The sequence below is a fragment of the Nonomuraea sp. NPDC001699 genome (genome assembly GCF_053596455.1).
Genome location: NZ_JBSFGF010000002.1, coordinates 916,194 through 941,121, shown reverse-complemented (window position 1 = coordinate 941,121; position 24,928 = coordinate 916,194). Strand labels below are relative to the sequence as shown.

The window sequence follows — 24,928 nt, the reverse complement described above, 5'->3', positions numbered from 1 at the left end:
CTACAGTCCTTCCGCCAGCTCGTCGGCGACGTCCAGCACGTGTCTTCCGGCCACGACGGGCAGGCATTTCCCGCTCACCGGGCCGATCTGGGCGGCCCATCGGGCGGGCACGCCCTGCTCTCCCTGGAGGGCGCCGGCGATCGCGCCGGCGATGGCGCCGATCGTGTCGGCGTCCCTGCCCAGGCTCACCCCGAACGTCACCGTCGCCTCCACCTCGCCGCCGCCCGCCAGGACGGCGCCCAGCGCCAGCGCGACGGCCTCGGGCGCGAGGTCGGTCCAGGGGTAGTGCCTGACCACGACGGCCTCGTGCAGGGCCTCGATCAGGGCGAGGTCGTCGCCCGCGCCGGACGCGAGCACGTCGCGCGCCCTGACGATCGCGCGGGCCGTCCAGGAGTCGGCGGGGATCACCGACAGCGCGGCCGCCACCGCCTCCGCGGGCGTGCCGCCTGCCATCGCGGCGGCCACGGCCCCGGCGACCGCGCGGCCGCCGAGTATGCCCTCGCCCGACCCGCTGACCAGCCCGTCCTGCTCGATCAGGCGGGCGGCCTCGGCCGGGTCGCCGGGGCAGAAGATCCCGTACGGGGCCGCCCGCATGGCCAGGCCGTCGGACCAGCCGTGCTGGTGGACGCGTCCGGTCAGCGGGGGTTCCAGCCCCCGGCGAAGCGCTTCGATGGTGCCCAGCTCGGAGAAGCCGGCGCCGCGCATCGGCCCGGTCACCGACGGGATGATCTCCTGCCGGTACGCCCGCGCGACGTCGGCCGCGGTCAGGGCGTGCCCGTGCCGGACGAGCAGCGAGGCGGCGAAGATGGCGTACTCGGTGTCGTCGGTGCCGCCCCCTTCGATCTCGGTGAGCCGGCCCCACCGCCGCCGGATCTCCGACGGCGACAGGTTCTCGGCGGGGGCCCCGAGGGCGTCGCCGGCCGCGAGGCCGAGCAGACACCCCCGGGCCCTCAGGCGATGAGTCACTGCTGGTACCGCTCCAAGACCTGGTTGCCGTCCTCGACGAGCCGCTTGGCCGCGTCGTCGATGGTGATCTTATTCGCGAAGTACTCCTGGAGGACCGGCGTGGCGACCTTGCTCTTCCACTCGTCGAAGCCGTTCACCTTCAGGAACGGGGCCACGACCAGGTTCTTGGCGGAGGCGGTGGCGACGTCCCAGCCGTTCTCCTGGGTGGTCATCGCCGGGTCGGCGGCGGCCGTCTGCGAGGTCGGCAGCAGCCAGTCGCCCTTGGCGAGCTTGGCCTGGTTGGCGCCGTTGAGGAAGAACGAGATGAACTTCATGGCCTCGTCCGGGTGCTTGCTGTCCTGGGCGATCGACAGCGTCTGCGAGACCGCGCCCTGCTGGGCGCTGGTGCCCTTCGGCGCGGGCAGCGTCACCCAGTCGAAGTCGTCCGGGGCCTGCTCGGCGACCTGCTGGCGCAGGTAGACGCCGGCCGGCAGCAGCGCGAACTTGCCCTTGTAGAAGGCGGGCAGCGGGTCGGCGGTGCCCTGGCCGAGCGCGGCCGGGTCGGCCGACTTGTCCTTGTAGAGCTGGTCGTGGATGCGCTGCAGCACCTCGCGCTCCTCCGGCCCGACCTTGACGGTGGTCTTGCCGTCGGTGGTCTGGAAGAACGTGCCGCCGAAGTTGAGCGCCAGGTTGAGCGTCTTGTTGACCGGCGACTTCATCGGCCAGGCCACGCCGAACGTGCCGCCCTTGGTCATCTTCTTGGCGGCCTCGGAGAACTCGTCCCAGGTCCACGGGTTGTCCGCGGTCGGGACGCGCACCTTGGAGGCGTCCAGGAGCTTCTTGTTGGCGATGATGACCTGCGACTCCTGCAGGAACGGCACGCCGTAGACGCCCTGCTCGCCCTTGCCGCCGTTGAAGGTGACGGTGTCCCAGGCCGACTGCGGGATGTCGCCCTTGAGGTCGGCGGGCAGCTTGCTCGTCAGGTCGAGCAGGTAGCCGTCGGAGGCGAACCCGGCCAGCGCCGGCGAGTCGTTGTGGATCACGTCGGGCGCGGTGCCGCCGGCGAACTGGGTGACGAGCTGGTCGTTGACGTTGTCCCAGCTGCCCTGCACGTACGTGACCTGGATCTTCGGGTTGGCCTTGTTCCACTCCTCGACGAGCTGATTGTTGGCCGCGACGGACTCCTTCTGCCAGGCCAGGCTGAGGAAGTTGAGCTTCACCGGCTCGCCGGACGAGGCGGCCTCTCCACCGCCCCCTCCTCCGCTGCTGCCACACGCGGCGGCGAGAGCGACGACGGCCGCCGCCGCCAATGCGGACTTGATTCGCATATGAGCCTCCTACTAGCCCTTCACGGCGCCGGCCATCAGGCCGGACTTCAGTCGCCGCTGAATGATTGCGAAGAAGATCAGGCTCGGGATCGTCGCCATGAGCGACGCCGCGGCCAGCGGGCCGAGCCTGGCCACCCCCTCGGGGCCGGTGAACCGCACCAGCGTGAGCGGGAGTGTCATCACGTCGGGGTCCTGGAGGATCACGAGCGCGAACAGGAACTCGTTCCACGACGAGATGAAAGAGAACAGCAACGTGGCCACCACGCCGGGCGCGAGCAGCGGCGCCACCACGCTGGCGATCGAGCGCAGCCGGGTCGCGCCGTCGACGGCCGCGGCCTCCTCCAGCTCGCGCGGGACGGCCCGCACGTAGCCCTGGAGCATCCACAGCGCGAACGGCAGCGTGAACGTCACGTGCACGACGACGAGCCCCGGCAGGGTGTTCACCAGCTCCAGATCCCGAAGGATCATGAAGAGCGGGATGATGATCAGGATGAACGGGAAGACCTGGCTGACCAGCACCCACCCGATCGCGACCTTGTTGAGCAGGCTGCGGTAGCGGGCCATGGCGTACGAGGCCGGCAGCGAGATCAGCACCGTGATCACGCTGCTGAACAGCGCCACGACCAGGCTGCGGCCGGCCGCGCCGATCAGGTCCTGCTCGCCGAAGGCGTCGGAGAAGTTGGACAGGGTCGGCTCGCGCGGGATCCACGTCGGGTCGGCGAGGGCCATCTCCTGGGGCGTCTTCAGCGCCGTGGACAGCAGCCAGAACAGCGGGAAGGCCAGGAAGACGATGTACGCGACCAGCGCGACGTACTGCGGGGCGCGTCTCATCGGGTCTCCCTCATCTGGCGCCACAGGTACAGGCCGAGCACCGCGAGCACGACGATCGCCATGGCCAGGCCGAGCATCGAGGCGTATCCGGCCATCCGGTAGCGGAAGGCCTCCTCGTAGGCGAACAGCATGGGCAGCCGGGTCCGGCCGCCGGGCCCGCCCTGGGTGAGCACGTAGACCAGGCCGAACTGGTTGATGTTCCACACGAAGTCGAGCGAGGTGATCGACACGATCACCGGCCTGAGCTGCGGGAGCGTGATGCTCCAGAACCGCCGCCAGCGGCCGGCGCCGTCGACCTCGCCGGCCTCGTAGAGCTCCTTGGGGATGCCCTGGAGGCCCGCGAGCAGCACGACGGTGGTCTGCGGCATGCCGGTCCAGACGCCGACCACGATGATCGCGGGCAGCGCGAGCGAGAAGTCGGCCAGCCAGTTGACGTGCGTGCCGAGCAGGCTGTTCAGGATGCCCGCGTCAGGGTGGTAGACGAGCTTCCACATCAGGCCGATGACCACCGGCGGCATCGCCCACGGCACCACCGCGAGCACCCGGGCCAGGGTCCTGAAGCGCAGGTTCTGGTTGAGCAGCACGGCCAGGCCGAGCGCGGCCAGGAACTGCAGCACGGTCACCGAGACCGACCAGATCGCGCCGATCCGGAACGAGGCCCAGAAGTCGTCGTCGGTGAGCAGCCGGCCGAAGTTCTCCAGGCCGACGAAGCTGGTCTCGTGGACGCGCGTGTTGCGGGCGTCGGTGAAGGCCAGGCCGATGCCGTACAGGAGCGGGCCGATGCTGAACAGCGCGACGGGAACCAGCGCGGGCAGCATGAGCAGCCACATCTCGCGGTTCCTGCGCGACTTGGGGCGCCGCCGGGAAGGCGGGCGCCGGGGCGGTGCCGCCGTGGTCACGGTCGCGGTCACGTCCTGCCTCCCTCATGTCCGTAGGTCTCGCCCGCCGTCGAGGCCCGCACCACCAGGCGCGGCGGCACGGTGATCACGCGCGGCGCGGCGTCGTCGCCGTTCAGCCGGTCGAGCAGCAGCTCGGCGGCGGCCTTGCCGCGCTCGGCCGAGCCGAGCGAGACGCTCGACAGCGACGGCCAGGACGCGGCGGCCAGGTCGGTGTCGTCCATGCCGACCACCGCCACGTCGTCGGGCACCCGGCGGCCGGCCGCGCGCAGCACGTCCAGGGCGCCGAGCGCGATCAGGTCGTTGGCGCACATCAGCGCGTCGACGTCGGGCGCCCGGTCCAGCAGCTCGGCCACCGCGCGGCCCCCTTGCGCGCGGTAGAAGTCGCCGATCTGGACGAGGTCGTCGTCGTAGGGCAGTCCGAGCTGCTCCAGCGCCTCGCGGTAGGCCGCGCCTCGCGAGGCGCCGGGCCAGGTGTCGGGCGGGCCGTTGACCAGCGCGATGCGCCGGCGGCCGAGCGCGTGCAGGTGGTCGACGGCGAGCCTGACGCCGGTACGCGAGTCGGCCCGCACGTTGTCCACCGGCGTGCCCTCCGGCACCGTGCCGATGATCACGACGGGCGCCCTGGCCGCGGCCAGCATCTGCAGGTGGGCGTCGGTGACCCGGAGCGGGCTCATGATCAGCCCGTCCACGTACCGCTCGCCCAGGCTGTGCAGCACGTCGATCTCGTCGGCCACGACCGCGTCGGTCGAGTGCAGCACGAGCCGGTAGCCGGCCGCCTTGAGCACCGGCTGGATCTGGCGCAGCATCGCCAGGTAGGCGGGGTTGCCGACGTCGGCCATGGCGAAGGCCACCTGGTGGGTGCGCCGGGACTTGAGCGACCTGGCCACGGCGTTGCGCACGTAGCCCAGCTCGTCGGCGGCGGCCATCACCTTGCGCACGGTCTCCTGCCTGGTCGGCAGGCCGTTGAGGACCCGCGAGACGGAGGCGATCGAGACACCGGCGCGCTCGGCGATCGTGGTGATCGTGGGTCCGTCGGCCAAGGCTGTCCTTCCAAGAAGGTAAACGTTTACGGGAAAGTGTCTGTAAACGTTTACCGTGTTTCGCACATGAAACCGGCCCGTAACTTCGGGGTCAAGTCACGATCCCATAACGCCAGGTCAGCAGGCATATCGGCAAAAGGAGAGCGCCCACTCCCCCGGGCTCGGGGAAGCGGGCGCACAGGGCCCGCGACGGCGGGCGCGCGAAGGTCGGCGGGCAGCGGGCGCCGCCGGGGTTACGCGGGACGTTCGGCGGGGACGGGCGCGGGGGCCGTCCGCCCGGTGAGCGAGCGGATCGCCGGGGCGCCGCTGAGCGCGACGACGGCGGCCAGGACGGCCGGGATGATCAGCGCCACGGGCAGCGACTTCGTCGCCTCGGCCACGTACCCGAGCACCGCCGGTCCGAGCAGCAGCCCGCTGTAGCCGAAGGCCGTCACCATGGCCAGCGCGCGGCCCACCGGACCGCCCGCCGCGCCGACCGCGCTGAACAGCACCGGCACGACCGTGGCCAGCCCCACGCCCGCCAGCGCCCAGCCGGTCCACGCGCACACCACGCGCAGCGCCCCGCCGAACACCGGCGCGCCGAGCACCAGGACGTACCCCAGGGTGGCGAAGCCGCCGGCGAGCTGGATCGTGCGCACCGAGCCGAGCCGGGCCCTGATCGGGTCGCCGAGCAGGCGGATCGTCGTCATGGCGACCGAGAAGATCGTGTAGGCGAGCGGCGCGGCGGCCGGGTCGGTGTTCAGCACCCAGCGGGCGTGCAGCGCGGCCCAGTCGATGGCGGCGCCCTCGCTCAGGTGCCCGGCGAAGGCCGCGACCCCGAGCAGCGCGATGAGCGCCCACTTCAGCGTGCCGCCGCTCTCACCGCCGTCCGCCTCCTCGCCGGCCTGCCGGGCGGCGTCGGGCAGGAGCAGGCGGCAGGCCAGCAGGTACAGGAACGGCACCACGATCGCCGCCGTCACCAGCAGTGCCTGCGGGTCGATCGCCATCCGCAGCACGAGGGACGTCAGCAGGCCCCCGGCCGCCCCACCCAGGCTCCACGTGCCGTGGAAGGCCGAGATGATCGGCCGGCCGTAGACCCGCTCGACCTCGACGGAGTGGGCGTTGATGGCGACCTCGACCACCCCCAGCCCGATCCCGAACAGCAGCGCCAGCGCCATCAGCGCCCCGTACGAGGGCGCCAGCGCGGGCCCGAGGAGCAGCACGGCCGACAGCGGCCCGCCGACCCAGCTCACCCGCCGGCTCGACCACCTGTCCACCAGCCGCCCGGCCACCAGCATCGACACCAGCGCGCCACCGGAGATCAACAGCAGGACGGTGCCCAGTCTGGCGGCGCCGAGGCCGAGGCGGTCGTTCAACGAGGGCAGCCCGGCCGCCCACAGACCCATCACGAATCCGCTGAGAGTGAAGAGACCGAAGACTCCGACACGAGCCCGTTTGGCATCAATGAGGCTTTTGTTCACGCCAAGAGCATAAGCTGTGATGTGTGAGAAGTGCTACGACGAGCGGCGAACTTCGCGCGCACAACCGGGTCCGGCTGCTGCGCGCCGTGCACGACTGCGGGGCGACCCGTACCAGGTCGCAGCTCACCCGCGACCTGAACCTGGCCAGGGGCACGGCGTCGGTGCTCGTCGCCGGCCTGGCCGAGGACGCCCTGCTGCACGAGGAGCCCGCCGCCGGGCACACCAGGGGACGGCCCACGCAGGTGCCCGGCCCCCACCCGCGGGGCCCGCTGGCCCTGGCCGCCGACGTGCGCGAGGACGCCTGGGAGCTGGCGGCGTGCGAGCTGGGCGGACGGGTGAGCGTCCTGGAGGTCCAGCCGCACGACGGCACCCCGGAAGGCGCCCTGGCCTCGCTGGGCCAGGCGGTGTCGGACCACCTGTCGCGGCGGGTGGTGGGCCTCGGGGTGGCGCTCGCGGGCCCGGTCCGGCACGACGGGCTGGTCGACATCGCCCACCTGGGCTGGCGGTCGGTGGACGTGCCCCGGCTGCTGGCCCTCGGCCGGCGGGCGCCCGGCCCGGACCCGGTCGTGGTGGGCAACGACGCGGGCCTGGCCGCCCTGGCCGAGGCCCGCCGGGGACGGCTGCGCGGCGTACGGCTGGGCCTGCACCTGCACGTGGACTTCGACCTCGGCGGCGTCCTCGTCGTGGACGGCCGGCCGCTGGACGGCGCGAGCGGCCCCGGCGCCGAGTTCGGCCACATGCCGCTGGGCGGCGGCGACCGGCCGTGCGCGTGCGGCGCGACCGGCTGCTGGGGTCAGGAGGTGGGCGCGAACGCGCTGCTGCGCCACGTGGGCCTGGCCTACGGCGGCGGCCGGGGCCGCGCGCAGGCGGAGGAGGTGCTGGCCGGCAGCCGGGAGGCGGTCGAGGCGGGGGCCCGCGCGCTCGGCCTGGGCATCGCCGCCCTGGTCAACGCCCACGATCCCGAGGTCGTCACGCTCTCCGGGCACGGCCCCGCGCTGCTGGAGCGCGCGGGCGAGGCCCTGACCGGCTCCTGCGCTCCCGCACTGATGGCCATCCGGCGGGAGCGCCCGCCCCGGATCGAGGCCGCCGCGCTCGGCTGGCGCGGCACGCTGCTGGGGGCCATGGAGTCGGTCTTCGACGCCTTCCTGACCCCCGAAGGGCTGGAGAGATGGCGTGAAACAGGCCCCGACCAGGGCGCCGACACGCCCGGATCACGAAATGTGACGCATTCCACCCCGAAGCAGAAAATCCTGCAATAGCGCTCGGCCGTACGACCCCCGACCAGGCGATCTTGCGGGCCCCGGCCCCGCCGCTGTACGGATGGAAGAGCCCGGCGCGCTCACGACCATCGACGGGGGTGGGAACGCATGGATCTGGAACTCGCGCTCCGCATGACCGAGGCCGCTCTGAAGCAGGCCGTCCGGGAGGGCGCGCTGGTCTCCGTGGCGGTCGTGGACGGGGGCGGACATCTGGTGTCTTTCCAGCGTATGGCGGGTGCGGAGATCGCCGGGCCGGTGCTCGCGCCGGGCAAGGCGTACACGTCGGTGGCCCTTCGCACGGCCACCGCCGACCTCGCTCCGCTGGTGGCGCCGGGAGGGGAGCTCTTCGGCCTGACGGGTGACCGATTTGTCTGTTTTGGAGGTGGTGTCCCCCTCTGGGCGGACAACGGCGAAGGGGAACGCGTGGTCGGCGGCGTAGGGGTCAGCGGCGGCACGATCGCCCAGGACGTGGCGTGCGCCGAAGCGGCCGCCCTGGTGTGGCGGACTCGTTGAGCGGGCGCTTTCCGCAACACGAACCGCTGGTATCCGCCATGATTAGCCACTGCACCACGGGAAACACTTTCCCGAACCCAACTCCCCGAGGAGAGAAACGAGATGGCACTTCCCACTCTCACCCCCGAGCAGCGTCAGGCGGCTCTGGCGAAGGCGGCCGAGGCCCGCGCGGCCCGCACGGCCCTGCTCGCCAAGGTCAAGGCGGGCGAGCTGACCTTCGCCCAGCTCCTGGAGCGCGACGACGACATCGCGAAGAAGATCAAGGTGTCCCAGGCCCTGCGCGCGGTCAAGGGCGTCGGCCCGGCCAAGGCCACCGCGCTCATGGAGGAGGCCGGCGTCGACGAGAAGCGCCGTCTCGGCGGCCTGGGCGCCCAGCAGCGCAAGAAGCTGGTCGACGCGCTCGGCTAGAACCGGGCGGCCGGGTCCGCGCGCCACGGCGCGCGGACCGGCCGGCGACCCCTCGTAGGGCCAGGAGGGGCCGGAGAGCGGCGAGCGCTCCACGGCGGGCCCGGCCGAGGGGTCAACCTCAGGCGAAGGTCAGGACCTGAGGTAGGCCAGCACGGCGAGCACGCGGCGATGCTGGTCGCTGTCGTCGGCGTAGAGGCCGAGCTTGTTGAAGATGCTCCTGATGTGCTTCTCCACGGCGCCGTCGCTGATGACGAGCTGCCGCCCGATGGCCGGGTTGGACTTGCCCTCGGCCATCAGCCCGAGCACCTCGCGCTCGCGCGGCGTGAGCTGCGCCAGCGGGTCGTCCTTGCGTCTGCGGACCATCAACTGGGACACCACCTGCGGATCGAACACGGTGCCCCCCGCCGCCACCCGCCGCAGCCCCTCCAGGAACTCGTCGACGTCGACGACCCGGTCCTTCAACAGGTAGCCCACCGCGCCACGGGCGTCGGCGAGCAGGTCGTCGGCGTAGGAGACCTCGACGTACTGCGACAGGATGAGCACCGGGGCGCCGGACACCCTGCGCCGGGCCTCGACCGCCGCCCGCAGCCCCTCGTCGGTGAACGACGGCGGCATGCGCACGTCGACCACCGACACGTCGGGCCTGTGCTCGACGATCGCCTCCACGAGGGCGTCGCCGTCCCCCACGGTGGCGACCACCTCGAAGCCGAACTCCTCCAGCAGCCTGACCAGGCCCTCCCTGATCAGAACCGCGTCATCGGCCACGACTACCCGCACGGCACCTCCGCCACGATCACCGTCGGCCCGCCGTCCGGCGACCGAACGGTGAGCTCCCCGTCAACGGCGCGGAGCCGGTCGGCCAGACCGGCCAGGCCGTGTCCCTTGGCGACGTGTGCGCCGCCCACCCCATCATCCCCGATCGTGAGCATGAGGACGTCACCGATGCGGGCGAGCTGGACCGTGCAGATGGTCGCGCGACTGTGTTTGGCCACGTTGGTGAGGGTTTCCGCGCAGACGAAGTAGATCGCGTTCTCGGTCGCCGCCTGGAAGCGGCCCACGGTCTGCACGTCGAGGTCGACCGGCACCGTGCAGCGGCCGGCCAGGGCCGCCAGGGCGGGCGCGAGGCCGCGGTCGGACAGGATGGGCGGCGCGATGCCGCGCGAGAGGGCGCGCAGCTCGTCGAGCGTCTCGCGGGTGGCGCTGATCGCCTCGCCGATCGTGGCCGAGGCGGCCTGCGGGTCCTTGGCGAGCTGCCGCTGGGCCCTGGACAGCTCCATGGCCAGCGAGACCAGGCGCTGCTGCGGGCCGTCGTGGATGTCGCGCTCCAGCTTGCGCAGCGCGTTGGCCTCGGCGGAGACGGCCGCCGCCCGGCCCTCGGCCAGGTCGTCGATGCGCTCCTGCAGCTCGGCGACGCCGGTCAGCAGCGCCCGGCCGAGCCCGGCCCTGACCAGCGCGGCCCCGCGCACCATGAACGGCATGATGAAGGCGAACACCAGGCCGAGCGAGACGTAGAAGATCGTGTTCACGGCGTAGCCGGTGCCGATCCCGAGCAGCTGGGGCAGCTCCATGTTGCCGGGGATGCGCGAGGTGATCAGGCCGTAGAGCGGGTAGGTCAGCCCGAGGATCGGGATCGCCCAGAACACCACGGTCAGCACGAACGCCAGGACGGCGAACGGGAAGTTCAGGACGCCGTGCAGCAGGTCCAGCCACGACTGGCCGTTGGTCAGCGGGTTGACGATCCGGCGGAAGCGCCCCGCCCCCTCCGGCGCCGGACGGTAGCGCGGCCGTACGGGCGGCCGCTTGAGCACGTCGGACAGCCAGCCGCGCTCGGCGTCGGCGAAGCCCCTCGCCACCAGGAGCGTGCCGGCCAGCAGCGGCACGCCGATCCACACGACCGCGGTGCCGACGCCCGCGGCGAAACCGGCAATCATGATCACGAAGCCGATGACGGCCGTCGGGAATCCGACCAGCGTGTAGCGGGTGTCGAGAAGGACACGCCTCATCAGGGAGCGCATGCATTGAAGGCTAAGTCCCCCGGCGGGGCGGTACGAGCCGGTACGCAGGCGTCCGGTGGTAGGGCTGGCCCTACCACCGGGGGTGGTGTGATCTTGACCTGAAGAGTGCGGCCTGCGGCAATGTGCGCGAGCCCCCGGGACGGAAGCCTTGAGTCATCCGCTCCCCCGCTCGAAACGAGGCTCCCCATGACCGTCCTGCTCGATCGTCCGGCGCCGGTACAGGCGCCGGTCCGGGCGCCGCGCGCGACGGCGCGGGACCCGTTCATCGACCTGCTGCGCGTGCTCGGCATGGCGCTCATCGTGCTCCAGCACTGGACGATCCCCGTCCTGTCCTACGAGGGCGGCCGGCTGACCACGGGCAACGCGCTGTCCACGCCGGGGGTGTGGGTGGTGACGTGGCTCAGCCAGGTCATGCCGCTGGTGTTCTTCGCCGGCGGCGCGGCCAACGCGATCAGCCGCGGCCGGTCGGCCAAGAGCGACCAGGAGTGGCTGGCCGGACGCCTGCGCAGGCTCGCCTGGCCGTTGCTGCCGCTGGCGGCGGTGTGGATCCCGCTGCCCCACGTGCTGCTCACGCTGGGGGTGCCGGAGCAGCCGCTGGAGGTGGGCGCCAAGCTGACCGGGCAGTTGCTGTGGTTCCTGGCCGTGTACCTGATCGCGGTCACGGTCACGCCGTACGCGCTGCGTCTGCACCGCAGGTTCGGCGTGCTCGTCCCCGTCGCGCTGGCGGCCGGGGCGGCGCTGACGGACGTGGTGCGCTTCTCCACCGGCCTGGAGGCGGCCGGTTACCTGAACATCGTCTTCGTGTGGCTGGCCGTGCACCAGATCGGCTTCTTCTACGCCGAGGGCCGGGTGCGGATGGCCGGGCTGCTGGCGGCCGGCGGGTTCGGCGTGGCGGCGCTGCTGGTCGGGTTCGGTCCCTACCCCGGCAGCATGATCGGCCTGCCCGGCGCCGAGGTGTCCAACATGGCCCCGCCCACGCTGGCCATCCTGGCCGTCGGCGTCGGCCAGATCGGCCTGGCCGTGCTGCTGCGCCCCTGGCTGGTCCGGCTGCCCCTGCGCCGCGTCCTGGACTGGGCCGGCCCGCGGATCATGACCGTCTACCTGTGGCACATGCCCGCGCTGTTCGCCGTGACCGGCGTCGTCGTGGTCCTGCTGGGCGTGGAGACGCCGGAGCCGGGCAGCCTGTCCTGGTTCGCCGGCTGGCCGGTGTGGTTCGGGATGTTGTGCCTGGTCATGTGGGGGCTGGTACGGGCGTTCGCCAGGTTCGAGACCCCGCCGTCGCTGCCGTACGGGAACGCCGGCCGGGGGGCCATGCTGGTGGCCGCCGGGCTGGTCGGAGCCGGGCTCCTGACGCTGACCGTGGGCGGCTTCGCGCCGGGCGGCGGCCCGTTCCTGGCGGTGCTGGCGGTGCTCGGCGGCCTGCTGATGACGGCGCCCAAGGCCCGCGCGTAACACCGACGAAATCCGTGCCCGGCCACAATCGGGGACCATGACGACGATTCGCGACCTGAACGAGGACGACGTGCCCGCGGTGGCCGCCATCTACGCCCATTACGTGACCGGCGGCGTGGCCACGTTCGACGAGGTCCCGCCGGAGGCCGGCGAGTGGCGGGCCAGGGCGGCGGCGCTCACGGCGGCGGGGCTGCCGTTCCTGGTGGCCGAGGACGACGGCGTGGTCACCGGTTACGCCTACCTCGGCCAGTACCGGCCCAAGCCCGCCTACCGCCACAGCCTGGAGGTCTCGATCTACCTCGCGCCCGGGTCCACCGGCCGCGGGCTCGGCCGCCTGCTGCTGGGCGAGCTGATCCGGCGGGCGCCGGCGACCGGCGCGCGCTGCCTGATCGCGGTGATCGCCGACGGCGGCGACCCGGCCTCGCTGCGGTTGCACGCCGCCTTCGGCTTCGAGGACGTGGGACGGCTGAGGAACGTGGGGTTCAAGCACGGCCGCTGGATCGACACCGTGCTGCTGCAACTCGACCTCCCCCAGGGGGCGGCGGGTTCGACCATGCGGCAATCTTCGGCAGGATAGATACCGTGAGCCTTCTCGTTGACCGCCTGCCGGAAGAGATCGACGCCGATCCCGACGCCATATTCGACGCGTTCGTCGCCTGGAACGCCGAACGGGGGCTCACGCTCTATCCCGCCCAGGAGGAGGCCCTCATCGAGGTCGTCTCCGGCAACAACCTGATCCTCGCGACGCCGACCGGCTCGGGCAAGTCCCTGGTGGCCGCCGGAGCCCACTTCGCCGCGCTGACCCGTGACCTGCGCACGTTCTACACCGCGCCGATCAAGGCGCTGGTGTCGGAGAAGTTCTTCGACCTGTGCGCCGTCTTCGGCACCGACAACGTCGGCATGATGACCGGCGACGCCAGCGTCAACCCGGGCGCGCCCATCATCTGCTGCACGGCCGAGATCCTGGCCAACGTGGCCCTGCGCGACGGCGCGGCGGCCGACATCGGCCAGGTCGTCATGGACGAGTTCCACTTCTACGCCGAGCCCGACCGCGGCTGGGCCTGGCAGGTGCCGCTGCTGGAGCTGCCCGACGTGCAGTTCGTCCTGATGTCGGCCACGCTCGGCGACGTGTCGATGTTCGAGCGCGACCTGACCAGGCGCACCGGGCGGCCCACGTCGGTGGTCAAGCACGCCGAGCGGCCGGTGCCGCTGGTGTACTCGTACCGGATGACGCCGCTGCACGAGACGCTGGAGGAGATGCTCACCACCGGGCAGGCCCCCGTCTACGTCGTGCACTTCACGCAGGCCGCCGCCATGGAGCGGGCCCAGGCGCTCATGTCGATCAACATGGCGACCAAGGCCGAGAAGGAGGCCATCGCCGCGATGATCGGCGGCTTCCGGTTCACCACCCGGTTCGGCCGGGCGCTGTCGCGGCTGGTCAAGCACGGCATCGGCGTCCACCACGCCGGGATGTTGCCCAAATACCGGCGGCTGGTGGAGCGGCTGGCCCAGGCCGGGTTGCTGAAGGTCATCTGCGGCACCGACACGCTCGGCGTCGGCGTCAACGTGCCCATCCGCACGGTCCTGTTCACCGCCCTGTCCAAGTACGACGGCAACAAGGTGCGCCGGCTGCGCGCCCGCGAGTTCCACCAGATCGCCGGCCGGGCCGGCCGCGCGGGCTTCGACACCATCGGCTACGTCGCCTGCCAGGCCCCCGAGCACGACATCGAGAACGCCAAGGCGCTGGCCAAGATCGGCGACGACCCCAAGCGGCGGCGCGGCTACGCCCGCAAGAAGCCGCCGGAGGGTTTCGTCGGCTGGAGCGAGGAGACGTTCGAGAAGCTGCAGCAGGCCGAGCCCGAGCCGCTCAACTCCCGCTTCAAGGTGAGCAACGCGATGCTGCTGGCCGTGATCAACCGGCCGGGCGACTGCTTCCAGGCGATGAAACACCTGCTCACCGACAACCACGAAGACCGCAAGTGGCAGCGGCGGCACATCAGCCAGGCCATCGCCATCTACCGGTCGCTGCTGGCCGGCGGCATCGTCGAGCAGTTCGCCGAGCCCGACGAGCAGGGCCGCCGGGCCCGGCTGACGATCGAGCTGCAGGAGGACTTCGCGCTCAACCAGGCGCTGTCCACGTTCGCGCTGGCCGCCTTCGACCTGCTCGACCGCGAGTCGCCCTCGTACGCGCTCGACATGGTCTCGATCGTCGAGTCCATCCTCGACGACCCCCGCCAGATCCTGTCGGCCCAGCTGAAGAAGGCGCGCGGCGAGGCGGTAGCCCAGATGAAGGCCGACGGCATGGAGTACGAGGAGCGCATGGAGGCGCTCGCCGAGGTCATGTACCCGATGCCGCTCGACACCCTGCTGCTCGGGGCGTACGAGACCTACCGGCGCGGCCACCCGTGGGTCGGCGACTACACCGTCAGCCCGAAGTCGGTGGTGCGCGACATGTTCGAGCGGGCCATGACGTTCGGCGAGTACATCCAGTTCTACGAGCTGGCCCGCTCCGAGGGCACGGTGCTGCGCTACCTGGCCGACGCCTACCGCACGCTGTCGCGCACGGTCCCGGAGCACCTGAAGACCGAGGACCTGGTCGACCTGATCGAGTGGCTGGGCGAGCTGGTCCGGCAGGTCGACTCCTCGCTGATCGACGAGTGGGAGAAGCTCACCAACCCCGAGGAGGCGCTGGAGCGCCAGGCGCAGCTGGAGACCAAGGTGCGGCCGGTCACGGCCAACCCGCGGGCCTTCCGCGTGCTGGTGCGCAACGCCATGTTCCGGCTGGTCGAGCTGTGCGCCATCGAGAAGGAGGACGAGCTGGAGGAGCTGGCCCCCGACGTCGACTGGGGCGCGGCGCTCGACGCGTACTACGCCGAGCACGAGGAGATCTTCACCGACGCCGACGCGCGCGGGCCCGCGCTGCTGCGGATCGAGGAGGAGAGCGGCCTGTGGCGGGTGCGCCAGACGGTCAAGGACCCGGCCGGCGACGGCGACTGGGGCATCGACGCCCAGGTCGACCTGACCGCCTCCGACGAGGAGGGCCGGGCCGTGCTGCACGTGCTGGGGCTCAACCGGCTCTAGAGGCTCCGCGAAAGAGAACAAGCCGTGTGCCGGAACGGACTGGCAAGGGCGTTCCGGCACCGGCTTGTCGCTTCATTGTCAGGCGGCGAAGTTAGGCGTCCGGTCATGACGATGTCTCAAGATCGAGACATTCAGCACTCCGCCAGGTCGCAGATCTTGGCGAGCATCGTGCCCGCGTCCTTGCGCTGCTGCCTGAAGTCGGACTTGGCGGGCTTGCCCCACTCACCGCCGGCCGTGTAGAGGATCAGGGCGTTCGCGCGGCGGGTCACGACGGCCCGCTCGCCGCCGACGGCGGGCTTGCCGTGGGAGTAGGCCTGGCCGACGACCTGCAGGCCCTCGTCGCCGAGTGCCAGCTTGGCGACGCTGTACCGGTAGCCCGCGGTGCCGCAGGTCCGTACGGCCGTCCTGAGGTCGCCGACCGCCTTGCCGGCGGCCTCCGGCGAGGAGTAGAGGATCACCTGCTCGGACTTGGAGTAGTCGGGCACCGACGTGTACACGATCGTCCTGGCCGCCGTGCGACCGGCCAGGCCCAGCCCGGCCTTCTGGCACGGGTTCACGACGAGCTGCGCGTTCTTCTTGCCCGACACCGTCCAGCTGTGCTCGGGGTTGGGGTCCTTCTTGGCGGCGGCCTTCTCGTACAGCAGGAAGTTGCCCGGGATGGCCAGGCCGGCCGCGACGAACAGTGCTGTGATCATGGGACAAAATGGTAGGGGTGAGCGACGAAAACCTCAGACGCGTGCTCGGGCTGCTCTGTCAGGACGACACCCTGCGCGCACTCGCGTCCCTGGTGCTCGGTGACACCGGCGATCTACCCCCGAAGGCCCTCGACCGCCTGGCCAGCGGCGGCCTGGCCGAGCGCGGCGACGACGGCAAGTGGCGGGCGCGGCCGGAGCGGTTCCGCGAGCTGCTGCGGGAGCAGGCCGAGCCCCCCGCCGAGCTGAGCGCCGAGGAGCGGGTGCTGCGCACGTTCCTGGTCGACGGCCGGCTGACCACCATGGGCATGCGCCGCGACAAGCGGCTGGTCGTGCTGCGCTACATCTCGCGGGTGTTCGAGCCGGGCGTGCGCTACCCGGAGAAGGACGTCAACGTTGCTCTGCGGGCCTTCCACGACGACTTCGCGGCGCTGCGCCGCTACCTGGTGGACGAGGGGATGCTGTCCAGGGAGGGCAACGTCTACTGGCGCAGCGGCGGGCCGGTCGAGGTGTGATGCCGGAATGAGCGCGGTCAGGGGCGGCGCAGGCGGGCGCGGTAGTCGCGGGGCGGGAGGCCGTACTCGCGCCTGAAGGCGCGGCTGAAGTGGAACGGGCTGACGAAGCCCGAGGCGGCCGCCACCTGGCCGACGTCCAGGTCGGTCACCTCCAGCAGGCTCGCGGCGTGCCGCACCCGCGCCTTCCGTACGGCGCCCATCGGGGTCTGGCCGGTCCGGGCCGCGAACACGTGCGCGAACCTCGACGGCGACAGCGCCACGGCCCGGGCCAGCGAGGCGACCGAGTGCCGGGCGCCGGGCTCGGCGGCGATGAGGTCGAGCGCGCGGCGCACCCGTTCGTCGCCGTCCTCGGACCCGGGCGCGGGCACGGCTCCGGCCGAGGCCGTGGCCAGCACCAGCACCTCCTCCACCGCGCCGAGCACCAGCTCACGCGCGGGGCCCGACCTGACGACCGCCGGCGGCGGCGCGGTCGCGACGGGCGGACCGGTGGGCGGACCGGTGGGCGTGGCGTCGCCCGGGATCCAGCGGGCGTCCTGGAGTGCGCGGCCGAAGGCCCGGTCGACGCGCTCACGCACCCCCGCGGGCACGCCCTCGACCAGGTGACAGCCGCTGGCCACGGCGTACGGCGCGAGCCAGCCCGTCCAGGAGGGACGCGGCTGGAAGTGCACCCACCAGAACCGCCACTGTTCCGCCCCCGGCGCGACCCGGTAGCGCTGCGGCGAGTCCGGCCCGAGCACCGCCAGATCCCCCTCCCGCACGGTGAACGCCGCCCCCGCCTGCTCGACGCGCCCCTCCCCCGCCTGGGTCCACAGCAGCAGCCAGCTCGGCGAACCGTGGGGGCGGCGGGTGCCGTAGCCGGCCGGCTGGTCGAAGTGGCCCACGATCGTCAGCTCGGCAGCAGGAACAGACAGGTTCTCAGCGGTCACGGTCATACCGTCCCACGAGCCGGGTCCCTACCGTGAAGGGCATGAGGCTGAACGACTTCCACGACCGGGGGTACGTGCTCGTCCCCGCGCTGCTGGCTCCGGAGGAGGTGGCCGAGCTGCGCGAGGAGTTCATGGCCCTGCACGCCGGCGGCCCGATCCCCGGACATTTCACCCCTCGCCCCCAGGATCCGGGCGCCCCCTACGACGTCCTGCGCGACTACCCCCGGATCATGCACCCCCACCAGGTGAACGACGTCGCCCTGCGCTACCTGCTCGACGCCCGCTTCGCCGAGATCCTGCGCGAGCTGCTCGGCGAAGAGCCGATAGCAGCCCAGAGCATGTTCTACTTCAAGCCGCCGGGGGCCCGGGGGCAGGCGCTGCACCAGGACAACTTCTACCTGCGCGTCGAGCCGGGCACGTGCGTGGCCGTCTGGGTGGCGCTCGACCAGGTCGACCGCGCCAACGGCGGGCTGGAGGTGGTCCCCGGCACCCATCTGATGGACCTGTTCTGTCCCGAGGAGGCCGACCAGGATCTCTCCTTCACCCGCGAGTACGTCCCGCCGCCCCCGGGCCTGGAACGGGCGCCTGTGGACATGCGGCCCGGCGACGTGCTGTTCTTCAACGGCAGCCTGGTGCACGGGTCGGAGCCCAACACCACGGCCGACCGGTTCAGGCGCAGCTTCATCTGCCACTACACCGGCCGCTCGGCCGAGCGCATCTCGGCGTACTACGAGACGCTGACCATGGACGGGGAGCGCGTGCTCCTGGAGCCGTCCACCGGCGGCGGCCCCTGCGGCACCGAAGCCACCGGCCCCCACTGACCGCACTCACCTCACCGGACGGGACACCGGCCGGGACGCCCGCCGGTGTGCCGCCGTCAGCCGCCGGATATGTCGGACTCCGCCTCGTCCGGGACCACGCAGTCCCACGGATCGTCGAGCCACCCGTCAGGCAGTTGCACCTTCTGACGCTCGCCCGACTTCCCCCGGGGCGTGTCGGTGTTCGGCGGCCACGGCTGGTCGTGGTCCAGCTTGGCCAGCCCCTCCCGGAGCCCTTCGAGCGACTCGGCCGTGGCCAGCTCCCGCCGCAGCGCGCTCCCGACCTCGAACCCCTTCAGATACCAGCCGACGTGCTTGCGGAAGTCGGCGATCGCGTACCGCTCGATGTCGAAGCACTCGGTGAGGCCGGCCGCGTGGCGCTCCATCATCCCGGCCACCTCGCCGAGCGTCGGCCTGACCCTCTCGGGGCTGCCGTTGAAGGCGTTCTCCAGATCCTTGAACAGCCACGGACGCCCGAGGCACCCACGCCCGACCACCACGCCGTCGCACCCGGTGCGCGCCACCATGCGCAACGCGTCGTCGGCGGACCAGATGTCGCCGTTGCCCAGCACCGGGATCTCGGGCACGGCCTCCTTCAGGCGCGCGATCGCCTCCCAGTCGGCCACGCCGCCGTAGTGCTGCCTGGCGGTCCGCGCGTGCAGCGCGATCGCCGCCACGCCCTCCTCGACCGCGATGCGGCCCGCGTCGAGGTAGGTCAGGTGGTCGTCGTCGATGCCCTTGCGCATCTTCATCGTCACCGGCAGCGGGCCCGCGTTCGTCACGGCCGCCCGCAGGATCCGCCGCAGCAGGTTCCTCTTGTACGGCAGCGCCGACCCGCCCCCGCGCCTGGTCACCTTGGGCACCGGGCAGCCGAAGTTGAGGTCGACGTGGTCGGCGAGGTCCTCCTCGGCGATCATCCTGACCGCCCGCCCGACCACGTCGGGATCGACCCCGTAGAGCTGGAGGCTCCTGGGCCGCTCGGACTCGGCGAACCTGATCATCCTGAACGTCTTGGGATTGCGCTCGACCAGCGCCCGCGTCGTGATCATCTCGCACACGAACAGTCCGGCGCCCTGCTCCCGGCACAACACCCGGAACGCCGCGTTCGTGATGCCCGCCATGGGTGCGAGCACCACGGGCGGCCATACCCCAATCGGCCCAATCTTCACTCCGTCAGTTGTAGCGCAGCTCAGGCCGGAAGCGGTATTCGCCGGATAGGCTGTGGACCGGTATCCCAGGGAGGGATCGATGCTTCTTCGCGTGCGCGTGGCGCTGCCCGACCGTCCAGGGTCTCTGGCCCAGGTCACCAAGGCCCTGGGCACGGCGGGGGCCGACATCACCCAGGTCACCGTCCTCGACCGGGGCGCCGGCACGGCGGTCGACGACATCACCGTCTTCTGCCCCGAGAGCACCCCGCGGGAGGTGCTGGTCAAGAGCCTGGAGAGCGTCGAGGACGTCCATGTGGAGGGCATCTGGCCCACCCGCGAGACCGCCGGCACCTATCCCGAGCTGGAGATCCTCAAGTACATCACCCTGGCCGGCGACCGCGCGCTGACCACGCTCGTCGACTCGCTGCCCGTGCTGTTCAGCGCCGACTGGGCCGCCACGGCCGCCGACCACGGCGTGGTCTACGCGAGCTGGCGCGCCCCGCAGGGCCTGGCCGTCCCCAGCCCGGCCCCGCCACGCCCGGCGGCCCTCACGCTGGACGGCGGCGCGCACGCCATCCACGCCCCGCTGCCGCCGCTCGCCCTCACCCTCCTGCTGGCCCGCTCCGAGGGCCCGGCCTTCCACCGCATCGAGGTCCACCGGCTCACCCGGATCCTGGAGATCTTCCTGAGCCTGCCGGCCACCGAACGCAGCGTCGCCCGCCAGCTCCGCAAATAGCGGGAGGCATCTGGTCTGAAAAGGCGCTAGAGTTAGGCACGCAACAGCGCGGAAGTGGCTCAGTGGTAGAGCATCACCTTGCCAAGGTGAGGGTCGCGGGTTCGAATCCCGTCTTCCGCTCGGAGTGGTTCGACTCGGTGGAGTGGCCGAGAGGCGAGGCAGCGGCCTGCAAAGCCGTCCACACGGGTTCAAATCCCGTCTCCACCTCCAAGGACGATTAGCTCAGCGGGAGAGCGCTTCCCTGACACGGAAGAGGTCACTGGTTCAATCCCAGTATCGTCCACCACGCTCCAAGGCCAGACCCGGAAGATCGGGTTCTGGCCTTTTCGCTGTCCGCTCCCCGATTCGCGCTTCAGGTGGACACCTGACGCCCGCGGAGTGGCGGGCGGGCTTCCCGGGGCGCCCGTGCCAGCGGGGCCGCCCGTCCGGGCGTAAGGGGTGGGCCGGGGGAAGGGACGTCCCCATGGACATCGAACGTGCCCGCACGGCCTTCGCCGCCGCCTACCGCGAGCTCACGGTCACGGTGAACGAGTCGGACCTGCTCAGGCCCACCCGGTGCGCCGGATGGGCCGGGGTCGACCTGCTCTTCCATGTGCTGTGCGACGCCCAGCGGGCCCTCGTCGCGTTCGCCACCCCCGCGGACGGGCCACCCGACGTGGACCACGTCACCTATTGGAGCTCCTTCCAGCCCGCCGCCGAGGGCGCGGACGCCCACGCCTGGTGGGTACGCAGATCCGCCTCCGCCTTCGCGCGGCCCTCCGGGGTGCTGCGAGTGTGGGCGGACACCGCCCCCGCCGCGGTGCGGGCCGCGCTCGCGGCCGACCCCGCCGGGCACGTCGCCACGCAGGGGCACGTGATCGCCGTGCCCGACTTCCTGGCGACCCTGGCCACCGAGGCCGCCGTCCACCACCTGGACCTCCAGGCCGGACGGCCGCCGGCTCGGGAGGCGCTGGAGCTGGCGGGCGAGACCCTCGACGGGCTGCTGGGCGCGGATCGCCCGTCCCATCTGGACCTGCCCGCGTACGTGCTGGAGGCCACCGGACGGGTGCCGTCCGCCGACGACCGGTTCCCGCTGCTGGGGTGAGCGACGTCCGGGGGGCGTGGTCTCGGCCCTTGTGTGAGGCGGCCGTGCTCCGGCCGTGACCGGCGCGCGGCATGATCGCTGCTCGTGAAGAAGACGATGATCGCCGCCCTGGCGGCCTGCGCCTGTGTGCTGACGGCGACCGTGCCCGCCCAGGCCGCCCCCAAGGACCCCGTACGCGCTCTCAAGGCCAAGCTCGCCACCGGGCACGGCGTGCGGTTCACCGAGACGACCATGCTCTCGGGCGAGAAGAAGGCCAAGATCCAGAGCCGCAAGGGGACCTTCCAGTTCAACGCCAAGGGCGTGGCGGCCTCCGACATCTCCGCCGTCCCCGTGGGCCGTCCCCGCGAGCGGACGATCAGCATCGGCAAGGTCAGCTACACCTCGGGCGGCATGTACGCCGAGCGCCTGCCCGAGGGCAAGTCCTGGCTCAAGGGCAACGGCCTGCTCGGCGGCGGCAGCGGCTTCTTCGGGCAGGTGATCAACCCCGTCGAGCCCACGACGCTGGCGGCGCTGGTCAAGAAGGGCGCCCTGCGCGGGAGCACGCTCACCGGGAAGATCACCTTCAAGGAGCTGGCGAAGGTGTCGCGCTGGTTCGACGCCTCGATCCCGCTGCGCATGCACGACGACACGAAGGTCTCCTACACGCTCACGCTGACCTCCGCCGGGCTGGTGAGCAGGGTGAAGTCGTCGTACGCGGCCACGGGGATCTTCGACACCAACCAGTTCGAGGGCGGGACGATCACGATCGACAGCCGCTTCACCGGGTGGGGCGCCAAGGTGTCCATCAAGGCGCCGGACTCCGAGAAGGTGACCTCCGACAGCGGCGAGTGACCGCCCTGCTGGGGCTCTGGCGCACGGGTACGGGGTTCCGGCGTCCGTACCCGTGCGGGTCTTCGTGAGGGACGGCTCAGAGGTCGTCCGGGTGCATGCGGAAGTCGTAGCGCTCGGGCAGCGGGCCGGTGGTCAGGCGTGACCAGGTGTCGTGCAGGGCGGGCTCTCCTTCGCGCAGGTCGTCGACGTCGAAGCCGGCGTCGAACAGCGCGCGGGCGCCGTCCCGGTCCCCGGCGGCGAGCAGGGCCCGGGCGCGCAGCAGGACGATCCGGCCGGTCGGGGGCAGGGTGTCCAGGACGGCCAGGCACTCCGCGTGCCTGCCGGCGTCCAGCAGGGCGACGGCGGCCTCCACCGCCAGGGCCCGCCTCAGAACGGCGACCTCCGGCACGGGCGGCCGGGCGTCGGCGTCCACACTCTCCGGCACGGGCGGCCGGGCTGCGGCGTCCACACTCTCCGGGGCGGGCGGCCGGGTGTCGTCGTCCGGAGCCTCCGGGGCGGGGTGTGCCTGGTGGAGGGCGGTGAGGTGGAAGGTGGCGCGGTCGTCCGGGTCCGGGGTGGCGTGGGCCAGGCAGCGGGTCGCCCAGGGGTTGGGGCGCAGCTCGGCGGAGCGCCGCCACGCTCGTACGGCCTCCTCGCGGTCCCGCGCGTGCCAGGCGGCCACGCCCAGGTGGTAGGCCGTCACCCAGGTCTCCGGCGCCTGCTCCAGCAGCCGCCGCCACGGCCCGGACACCAGGCTGTGCCCGGGGTCCGCCACCACGTCCGTGCGAGGAGGTTCGGGAAAGGCGCCGGTGGTGAGGAGGGTCTGCCAGGGGGACTGCGAGGGGCCGAGGGCGGATTCGGGGAAGGGGGTGCCGGGCGTGCGCACGCCGGTGCGCAGCGTTTCCAGGGCGCCCCAGCCGGAGCCCTCCGCCAGGATCCGGGTGGGCTCCTGGTCGACGTGCGGCCGCCACTTGTGCCAGGCGGCGGTCACCTCGGCGGCCGGCAGCCGGGCCGCCAGCTCCGCCTCCGCCGCGCGCACCGCCGCCGCCCAGTCCGGGCCGTGCACGGCCTCGGGGTCGGCGCGCAGCGGCCCGTACGCCTCCAGCCACGAGAACTCGCCCCCGCCCGGCAGCGGCACGTGTTCGAGCTGGGTACGGGCCAGCCCCGCCTGGATCTCCAGGTAACCGCCCGTGCCGGGCTCGGTGAGCCATTCCTGCCAGCGACGCCCGCCCCGCCCGCGTCCCCACAGGAAGAGCTTGCGCCCGCGCAGCAGCCCGGTGGACGTCTGCACCAGGCCCGCGCCGGAGCCGTCGAGCGCGGCGATCCAGGGACGACGATCGCCGAGCTCGAAGAAGTAGTCGGCGGCGTGGCCGGCGCGGGCCGGGTAGCTGCGGTCCAGGCCGTCCCAGGCCGGGAAGGGCACCTGTTCGAGCCGCTCGGTGTAGCCGAAGTGCCAGGCCGTGGCGGCCGGGGCGAGCACGCGGGTCCGCCCGGTCTCGGGGACGGCGATGTTCGACCACCAGTACGCCGGCACCTCGTGCCCGTGCGGGTTGCGCATGCGGACGCCCACGTAGAGGAAGTCCGACCCGCGCGGCAGCCAGAAGTCGACCTGGTACGGCAGGTCCCGGGTGCGCTCCCACTCCCACACGCGCAGCATCGGCGTGCCGTCGGGCCCCTCGGCCTCCCCGGCGAAGACCGGACGGCAGGTCAGGGTGGTGTGGCCGGTCGAGCCGGAGTTCCACTCGACGCCGCCGGAGAACCAGGCGCCGGTCAGCCCGAAGTTGGCCGGTTGCAGCACCGGGTTCCGGTAGAGCAGCTCGCCGTGGTCGCGATGGACCAGCGAGTACAGCCGCCCGCCCCAGCCGGGCAGCACGGTCGCGGTCAGCCGGTCGTTGGCGAGCTGGATCGCCTCGACCCGGCGGGGCCGGCGTGCCCGGTCGTAGCCGTCCTGCGTACGGCAGGGCAGCACGGAGGCGAGCCTGCCGTAGGAGAGCTGGAAGGCCATGTCGGGCGGCGCGCCGGCGACCGTGACGGCGTGCCCGGCGGCGTCGCCGAGGGGCGGCAGCGGGTTGTCCGGGCCGGGCGGCGCGACCGGCAGGGTGATCGTGGTCCGGCGGACGGTTGTCGTCATTTCCCCATTCCCAAGGTCATGCCTTCGGTGACGCGGCGTCCGACCCAGGCGAAGAGCACCACCATGGGCAGCACGACCACGCAGACGCCGGCGAACATGCCGCCCCAGTTGGTGCCGGTGTACTGCTGCTGCTGGGCGAAGCCGATCAAGGCCACCGGCAGGGTCTCCTTCTCGTCATCCTGCATCAGCACCAGGGCGAGCATCGTCTCGTTCCAGGACACGATGAGCTGCAGCACGAAGACGGTGACCAGCCCCGGCCGGGCGACCGGGACCACGATGCGCAGGAAGGTCCGCCACACCCCGGCGCCGTCCAGCGCGGCGGCCTCCTCCAGCTCGCCGGGCAGCGACCGGAAGAAGCCGGTCAGCAGGAAGACGGTGAACGGCATGGCGGTGCCGACGTAGGCCAGGGTGAGGCCGGTCAGGGTGGAGGTGAGCTCCAGGCTGCTCAGCATGAGGAAGATCGGCAGCAGGATGACCTGCGTGGGCACGCCGGTCCCCAGCGCGAACAGCAGCGTGAGCGGCCTTCCGGCGCGGGTCGTCGTCCGGGTCAGCGCGTAGGCGGCCGGCGCCGCGACCGCCACGGCCAGCAGCGAGGACAGCACGTCCACGACCGCGCTGTTGACCGCGGCCCGGCCGAAGTTCCCGACCTCCAGCGCGGTCAGGTAGTTGTCCGGCGTCGGCGGCATCGGCAGCCGCCACGGATGGTCGAACACCTCGCGGGTGCTCTTCAGCGAGGTGATCAGCACCCAGGCCAGCAGCGCCACGTCGGCGGCGACGACCGCCCACACGGCCATGCGCACGGGCGCGAGCCCCGTCAGTCTCAGGGTCGGTCTCATG

The 24,928-nt window shown here is 72.2% G+C and carries 24 protein-coding genes and 3 tRNA genes; 14 read left to right on the top strand and 13 right to left on the bottom strand.

Annotated elements, in window-relative coordinates; genetic code table 11:
• The 6 genes from ACWCSU_RS09855 to ACWCSU_RS09830 all read right to left on the bottom strand — a co-directional run bounded on the left by ACWCSU_RS09855 (window position 1) and on the right by ACWCSU_RS09830 (window position 6,503).
• Window positions 1-966, bottom strand: a complete 966-nt coding sequence (locus ACWCSU_RS09855; RefSeq protein ID WP_449934713.1) for an ADP-ribosylglycohydrolase family protein — start codon at window positions 964-966, stop codon at window positions 1-3.
• Window positions 963-2,273 (bottom strand): ABC transporter substrate-binding protein, encoded by a 1,311-nt coding sequence (locus ACWCSU_RS09850; RefSeq protein ID WP_357706636.1) that lies wholly within the window; start codon window positions 2,271-2,273, stop codon window positions 963-965. The genes ACWCSU_RS09855 and ACWCSU_RS09850 overlap by 4 nt, the downstream gene beginning before the upstream one ends.
• A gap of 12 nt (window positions 2,274-2,285) precedes the next feature.
• Window positions 2,286-3,104 (bottom strand): carbohydrate ABC transporter permease, encoded by an 819-nt coding sequence (locus ACWCSU_RS09845; RefSeq protein WP_357706637.1) that lies wholly within the window; start codon window positions 3,102-3,104, stop codon window positions 2,286-2,288.
• A complete protein-coding gene (locus ACWCSU_RS09840) occupies window positions 3,101-4,015 on the bottom strand; it encodes a carbohydrate ABC transporter permease (protein ID WP_449934712.1) in 915 nt (304 codons plus the stop codon). The genes ACWCSU_RS09845 and ACWCSU_RS09840 overlap by 4 nt, the downstream gene beginning before the upstream one ends.
• Window positions 4,012-5,043: a LacI family DNA-binding transcriptional regulator gene (locus tag ACWCSU_RS09835; protein ID WP_357706639.1), complete on the bottom strand. Its 1,032-nt coding sequence runs from the start codon at window positions 5,041-5,043 to the stop codon at window positions 4,012-4,014. The genes ACWCSU_RS09840 and ACWCSU_RS09835 overlap by 4 nt, the downstream gene beginning before the upstream one ends.
• A gap of 233 nt (window positions 5,044-5,276) precedes the next feature.
• Window positions 5,277-6,503: an MFS transporter gene (locus tag ACWCSU_RS09830; protein WP_449934711.1), complete on the bottom strand. Its 1,227-nt coding sequence runs from the start codon at window positions 6,501-6,503 to the stop codon at window positions 5,277-5,279.
• Between the two features lie 23 nt (window positions 6,504-6,526).
• On the opposite strand from ACWCSU_RS09830, the gene ACWCSU_RS09825 reads away from it, so the two are divergent.
• The 3 genes from ACWCSU_RS09825 to mihF all read left to right on the top strand — a co-directional run bounded on the left by ACWCSU_RS09825 (window position 6,527) and on the right by mihF (window position 8,683).
• Window positions 6,527-7,762 carry an ROK family protein gene (locus ACWCSU_RS09825; RefSeq protein ID WP_357706641.1) on the top strand — a complete coding sequence of 412 codons (1,236 nt, stop codon included), beginning with the start codon at window positions 6,527-6,529 and terminating at the stop codon, window positions 7,760-7,762.
• 108 nt (window positions 7,763-7,870) lie between these two features.
• A complete protein-coding gene (locus tag ACWCSU_RS09820; protein ID WP_357706642.1) occupies window positions 7,871-8,275 on the top strand; it encodes a GlcG/HbpS family heme-binding protein in 405 nt (134 codons plus the stop codon).
• Between the two features lie 102 nt (window positions 8,276-8,377).
• Complete coding sequence (mihF, locus tag ACWCSU_RS09815; RefSeq protein ID WP_043641121.1) at window positions 8,378-8,683, top strand: integration host factor, actinobacterial type; 306 nt, start codon at window positions 8,378-8,380, stop codon at window positions 8,681-8,683.
• Between the two features lie 129 nt (window positions 8,684-8,812).
• On the opposite strand, the gene ACWCSU_RS09810 is transcribed toward mihF, so the two are convergent.
• Entirely contained in the window at window positions 8,813-9,460 is a 648-nt protein-coding gene (locus tag ACWCSU_RS09810; RefSeq protein ID WP_357706644.1) for a response regulator transcription factor, read from the bottom strand.
• Complete coding sequence (locus tag ACWCSU_RS09805; RefSeq protein WP_449934710.1) at window positions 9,451-10,698, bottom strand: sensor histidine kinase; 1,248 nt, start codon at window positions 10,696-10,698, stop codon at window positions 9,451-9,453. The genes ACWCSU_RS09810 and ACWCSU_RS09805 overlap by 10 nt, the downstream gene beginning before the upstream one ends.
• Before the next feature lie 186 nt (window positions 10,699-10,884).
• Here ACWCSU_RS09805 and ACWCSU_RS09800 point away from each other — a divergent pair, with 186 nt between their 5' ends.
• Genes ACWCSU_RS09800 through ACWCSU_RS09790 form a run of 3 tightly spaced genes read left to right on the top strand, consistent with a single transcriptional unit; the run spans window position 10,885 to window position 15,231 of the window.
• Window positions 10,885-12,150: an acyltransferase family protein gene (locus ACWCSU_RS09800; protein WP_357706646.1), complete on the top strand. Its 1,266-nt coding sequence runs from the start codon at window positions 10,885-10,887 to the stop codon at window positions 12,148-12,150.
• Window positions 12,151-12,187: 37 nt separating this feature from the next.
• Entirely contained in the window at window positions 12,188-12,727 is a 540-nt protein-coding gene (locus ACWCSU_RS09795) for an N-acetyltransferase family protein (protein WP_449934709.1), read from the top strand.
• Window positions 12,724-15,231 carry a DEAD/DEAH box helicase gene (locus ACWCSU_RS09790; protein WP_449934774.1) on the top strand — a complete coding sequence of 836 codons (2,508 nt, stop codon included), beginning with the start codon at window positions 12,724-12,726 and terminating at the stop codon, window positions 15,229-15,231. The genes ACWCSU_RS09795 and ACWCSU_RS09790 overlap by 4 nt, the downstream gene beginning before the upstream one ends.
• 131 nt (window positions 15,232-15,362) lie before the next feature.
• On the opposite strand, the gene ACWCSU_RS09785 is transcribed toward ACWCSU_RS09790, so the two are convergent.
• On the bottom strand, window positions 15,363-15,926 hold the full coding sequence (locus ACWCSU_RS09785) for a hypothetical protein (RefSeq protein WP_449934708.1): 564 nt from the start codon (window positions 15,924-15,926) through the stop codon (window positions 15,363-15,365).
• A gap of 17 nt (window positions 15,927-15,943) precedes the next feature.
• Here ACWCSU_RS09785 and ACWCSU_RS09780 point away from each other — a divergent pair, with 17 nt between their 5' ends.
• Window positions 15,944-16,438 carry a DUF2087 domain-containing protein gene (locus ACWCSU_RS09780; protein WP_449934707.1) on the top strand — a complete coding sequence of 165 codons (495 nt, stop codon included), beginning with the start codon at window positions 15,944-15,946 and terminating at the stop codon, window positions 16,436-16,438.
• A 17-nt stretch (window positions 16,439-16,455) separates the two neighbouring features.
• Here ACWCSU_RS09780 and ACWCSU_RS09775 read toward each other — a convergent pair whose 3' ends face one another.
• A complete protein-coding gene (locus ACWCSU_RS09775; protein ID WP_449934706.1) occupies window positions 16,456-17,364 on the bottom strand; it encodes a helix-turn-helix domain-containing protein in 909 nt (302 codons plus the stop codon).
• A 41-nt stretch (window positions 17,365-17,405) separates the two neighbouring features.
• Here ACWCSU_RS09775 and ACWCSU_RS09770 point away from each other — a divergent pair, with 41 nt between their 5' ends.
• A complete protein-coding gene (locus tag ACWCSU_RS09770) occupies window positions 17,406-18,185 on the top strand; it encodes a phytanoyl-CoA dioxygenase family protein (RefSeq protein WP_357706654.1) in 780 nt (259 codons plus the stop codon).
• A 56-nt stretch (window positions 18,186-18,241) separates the two neighbouring features.
• On the opposite strand, the gene dusB is transcribed toward ACWCSU_RS09770, so the two are convergent.
• The gene (dusB, locus tag ACWCSU_RS09765; RefSeq protein WP_449934705.1) at window positions 18,242-19,351 is read right to left on the bottom strand and encodes a tRNA dihydrouridine synthase DusB; all 1,110 of its coding nucleotides are present in this window, start codon (window positions 19,349-19,351) and stop codon (window positions 18,242-18,244) included.
• Between the two features lie 79 nt (window positions 19,352-19,430).
• Here dusB and ACWCSU_RS09760 point away from each other — a divergent pair, with 79 nt between their 5' ends.
• From ACWCSU_RS09760 to ACWCSU_RS09735, 6 genes are all read left to right on the top strand, one after another.
• Window positions 19,431-20,066, top strand: coding sequence for an ACT domain-containing protein (locus ACWCSU_RS09760; protein ID WP_449934704.1), 636 nt, complete (start codon window positions 19,431-19,433; stop codon window positions 20,064-20,066).
• A 48-nt stretch (window positions 20,067-20,114) separates the two neighbouring features.
• Window positions 20,115-20,186: transfer RNA gene (locus ACWCSU_RS09755), tRNA-Gly, on the top strand.
• A gap of 16 nt (window positions 20,187-20,202) precedes the next feature.
• A tRNA-Cys gene (locus tag ACWCSU_RS09750) sits at window positions 20,203-20,276 on the top strand.
• Window position 20,277: 1 nt separating this feature from the next.
• A tRNA-Val gene (locus ACWCSU_RS09745) sits at window positions 20,278-20,352 on the top strand.
• 177 nt (window positions 20,353-20,529) lie between these two features.
• Window positions 20,530-21,150 (top strand): maleylpyruvate isomerase N-terminal domain-containing protein, encoded by a 621-nt coding sequence (locus tag ACWCSU_RS09740; RefSeq protein ID WP_364096382.1) that lies wholly within the window; start codon window positions 20,530-20,532, stop codon window positions 21,148-21,150.
• A gap of 84 nt (window positions 21,151-21,234) precedes the next feature.
• Window positions 21,235-21,981, top strand: a complete 747-nt coding sequence (locus ACWCSU_RS09735) for a hypothetical protein (RefSeq protein ID WP_364096379.1) — start codon at window positions 21,235-21,237, stop codon at window positions 21,979-21,981.
• Between the two features lie 76 nt (window positions 21,982-22,057).
• On the opposite strand, the gene ACWCSU_RS09730 is transcribed toward ACWCSU_RS09735, so the two are convergent.
• Both ACWCSU_RS09730 and ACWCSU_RS09725 read right to left on the bottom strand, forming a co-directional pair.
• A complete protein-coding gene (locus ACWCSU_RS09730; protein ID WP_449934703.1) occupies window positions 22,058-24,091 on the bottom strand; it encodes a DUF5107 domain-containing protein in 2,034 nt (677 codons plus the stop codon).
• Window positions 24,088-24,927, bottom strand: coding sequence for a carbohydrate ABC transporter permease (locus tag ACWCSU_RS09725; protein ID WP_449934702.1), 840 nt, complete (start codon window positions 24,925-24,927; stop codon window positions 24,088-24,090). The genes ACWCSU_RS09730 and ACWCSU_RS09725 overlap by 4 nt, the downstream gene beginning before the upstream one ends.
• Window position 24,928 lies beyond the last annotated feature (1 nt).

Excerpts from the sequence above, each read along its gene's own strand:
- ACWCSU_RS09850 (WP_357706636.1), bottom strand. The coding sequence starts at position 2,273 with ATGCGAATCAAGTCCGCATTGGCGGCGGCGGCCGTCGTCGCTCTCGCC.
- ACWCSU_RS09845 (WP_357706637.1), bottom strand. The coding sequence starts at position 3,104 with ATGAGACGCGCCCCGCAGTACGTCGCGCTGGTCGCGTACATCGTCTTC.
- ACWCSU_RS09820 (WP_357706642.1), top strand. The coding sequence starts at position 7,871 with ATGGATCTGGAACTCGCGCTCCGCATGACCGAGGCCGCTCTGAAGCAG.
- mihF (WP_043641121.1), top strand. The coding sequence starts at position 8,378 with ATGGCACTTCCCACTCTCACCCCCGAGCAGCGTCAGGCGGCTCTGGCG.
- ACWCSU_RS09805 (WP_449934710.1), bottom strand. The coding sequence starts at position 10,698 with ATGCGCTCCCTGATGAGGCGTGTCCTTCTCGACACCCGCTACACGCTG.
- ACWCSU_RS09800 (WP_357706646.1), top strand. The coding sequence starts at position 10,885 with ATGACCGTCCTGCTCGATCGTCCGGCGCCGGTACAGGCGCCGGTCCGG.
- ACWCSU_RS09795 (WP_449934709.1), top strand. The coding sequence starts at position 12,188 with ATGACGACGATTCGCGACCTGAACGAGGACGACGTGCCCGCGGTGGCC.
- ACWCSU_RS09785 (WP_449934708.1), bottom strand. The coding sequence starts at position 15,926 with ATGATCACAGCACTGTTCGTCGCGGCCGGCCTGGCCATCCCGGGCAAC.
- ACWCSU_RS09770 (WP_357706654.1), top strand. The coding sequence starts at position 17,406 with ATGAGGCTGAACGACTTCCACGACCGGGGGTACGTGCTCGTCCCCGCG.
- ACWCSU_RS09760 (WP_449934704.1), top strand. The coding sequence starts at position 19,431 with ATGCTTCTTCGCGTGCGCGTGGCGCTGCCCGACCGTCCAGGGTCTCTG.
- ACWCSU_RS09740 (WP_364096382.1), top strand. The coding sequence starts at position 20,530 with ATGGACATCGAACGTGCCCGCACGGCCTTCGCCGCCGCCTACCGCGAG.
- ACWCSU_RS09730 (WP_449934703.1), bottom strand. The coding sequence starts at position 24,091 with ATGACGACAACCGTCCGCCGGACCACGATCACCCTGCCGGTCGCGCCG.
- ACWCSU_RS09725 (WP_449934702.1), bottom strand. The coding sequence starts at position 24,927 with ATGAGACCGACCCTGAGACTGACGGGGCTCGCGCCCGTGCGCATGGCC.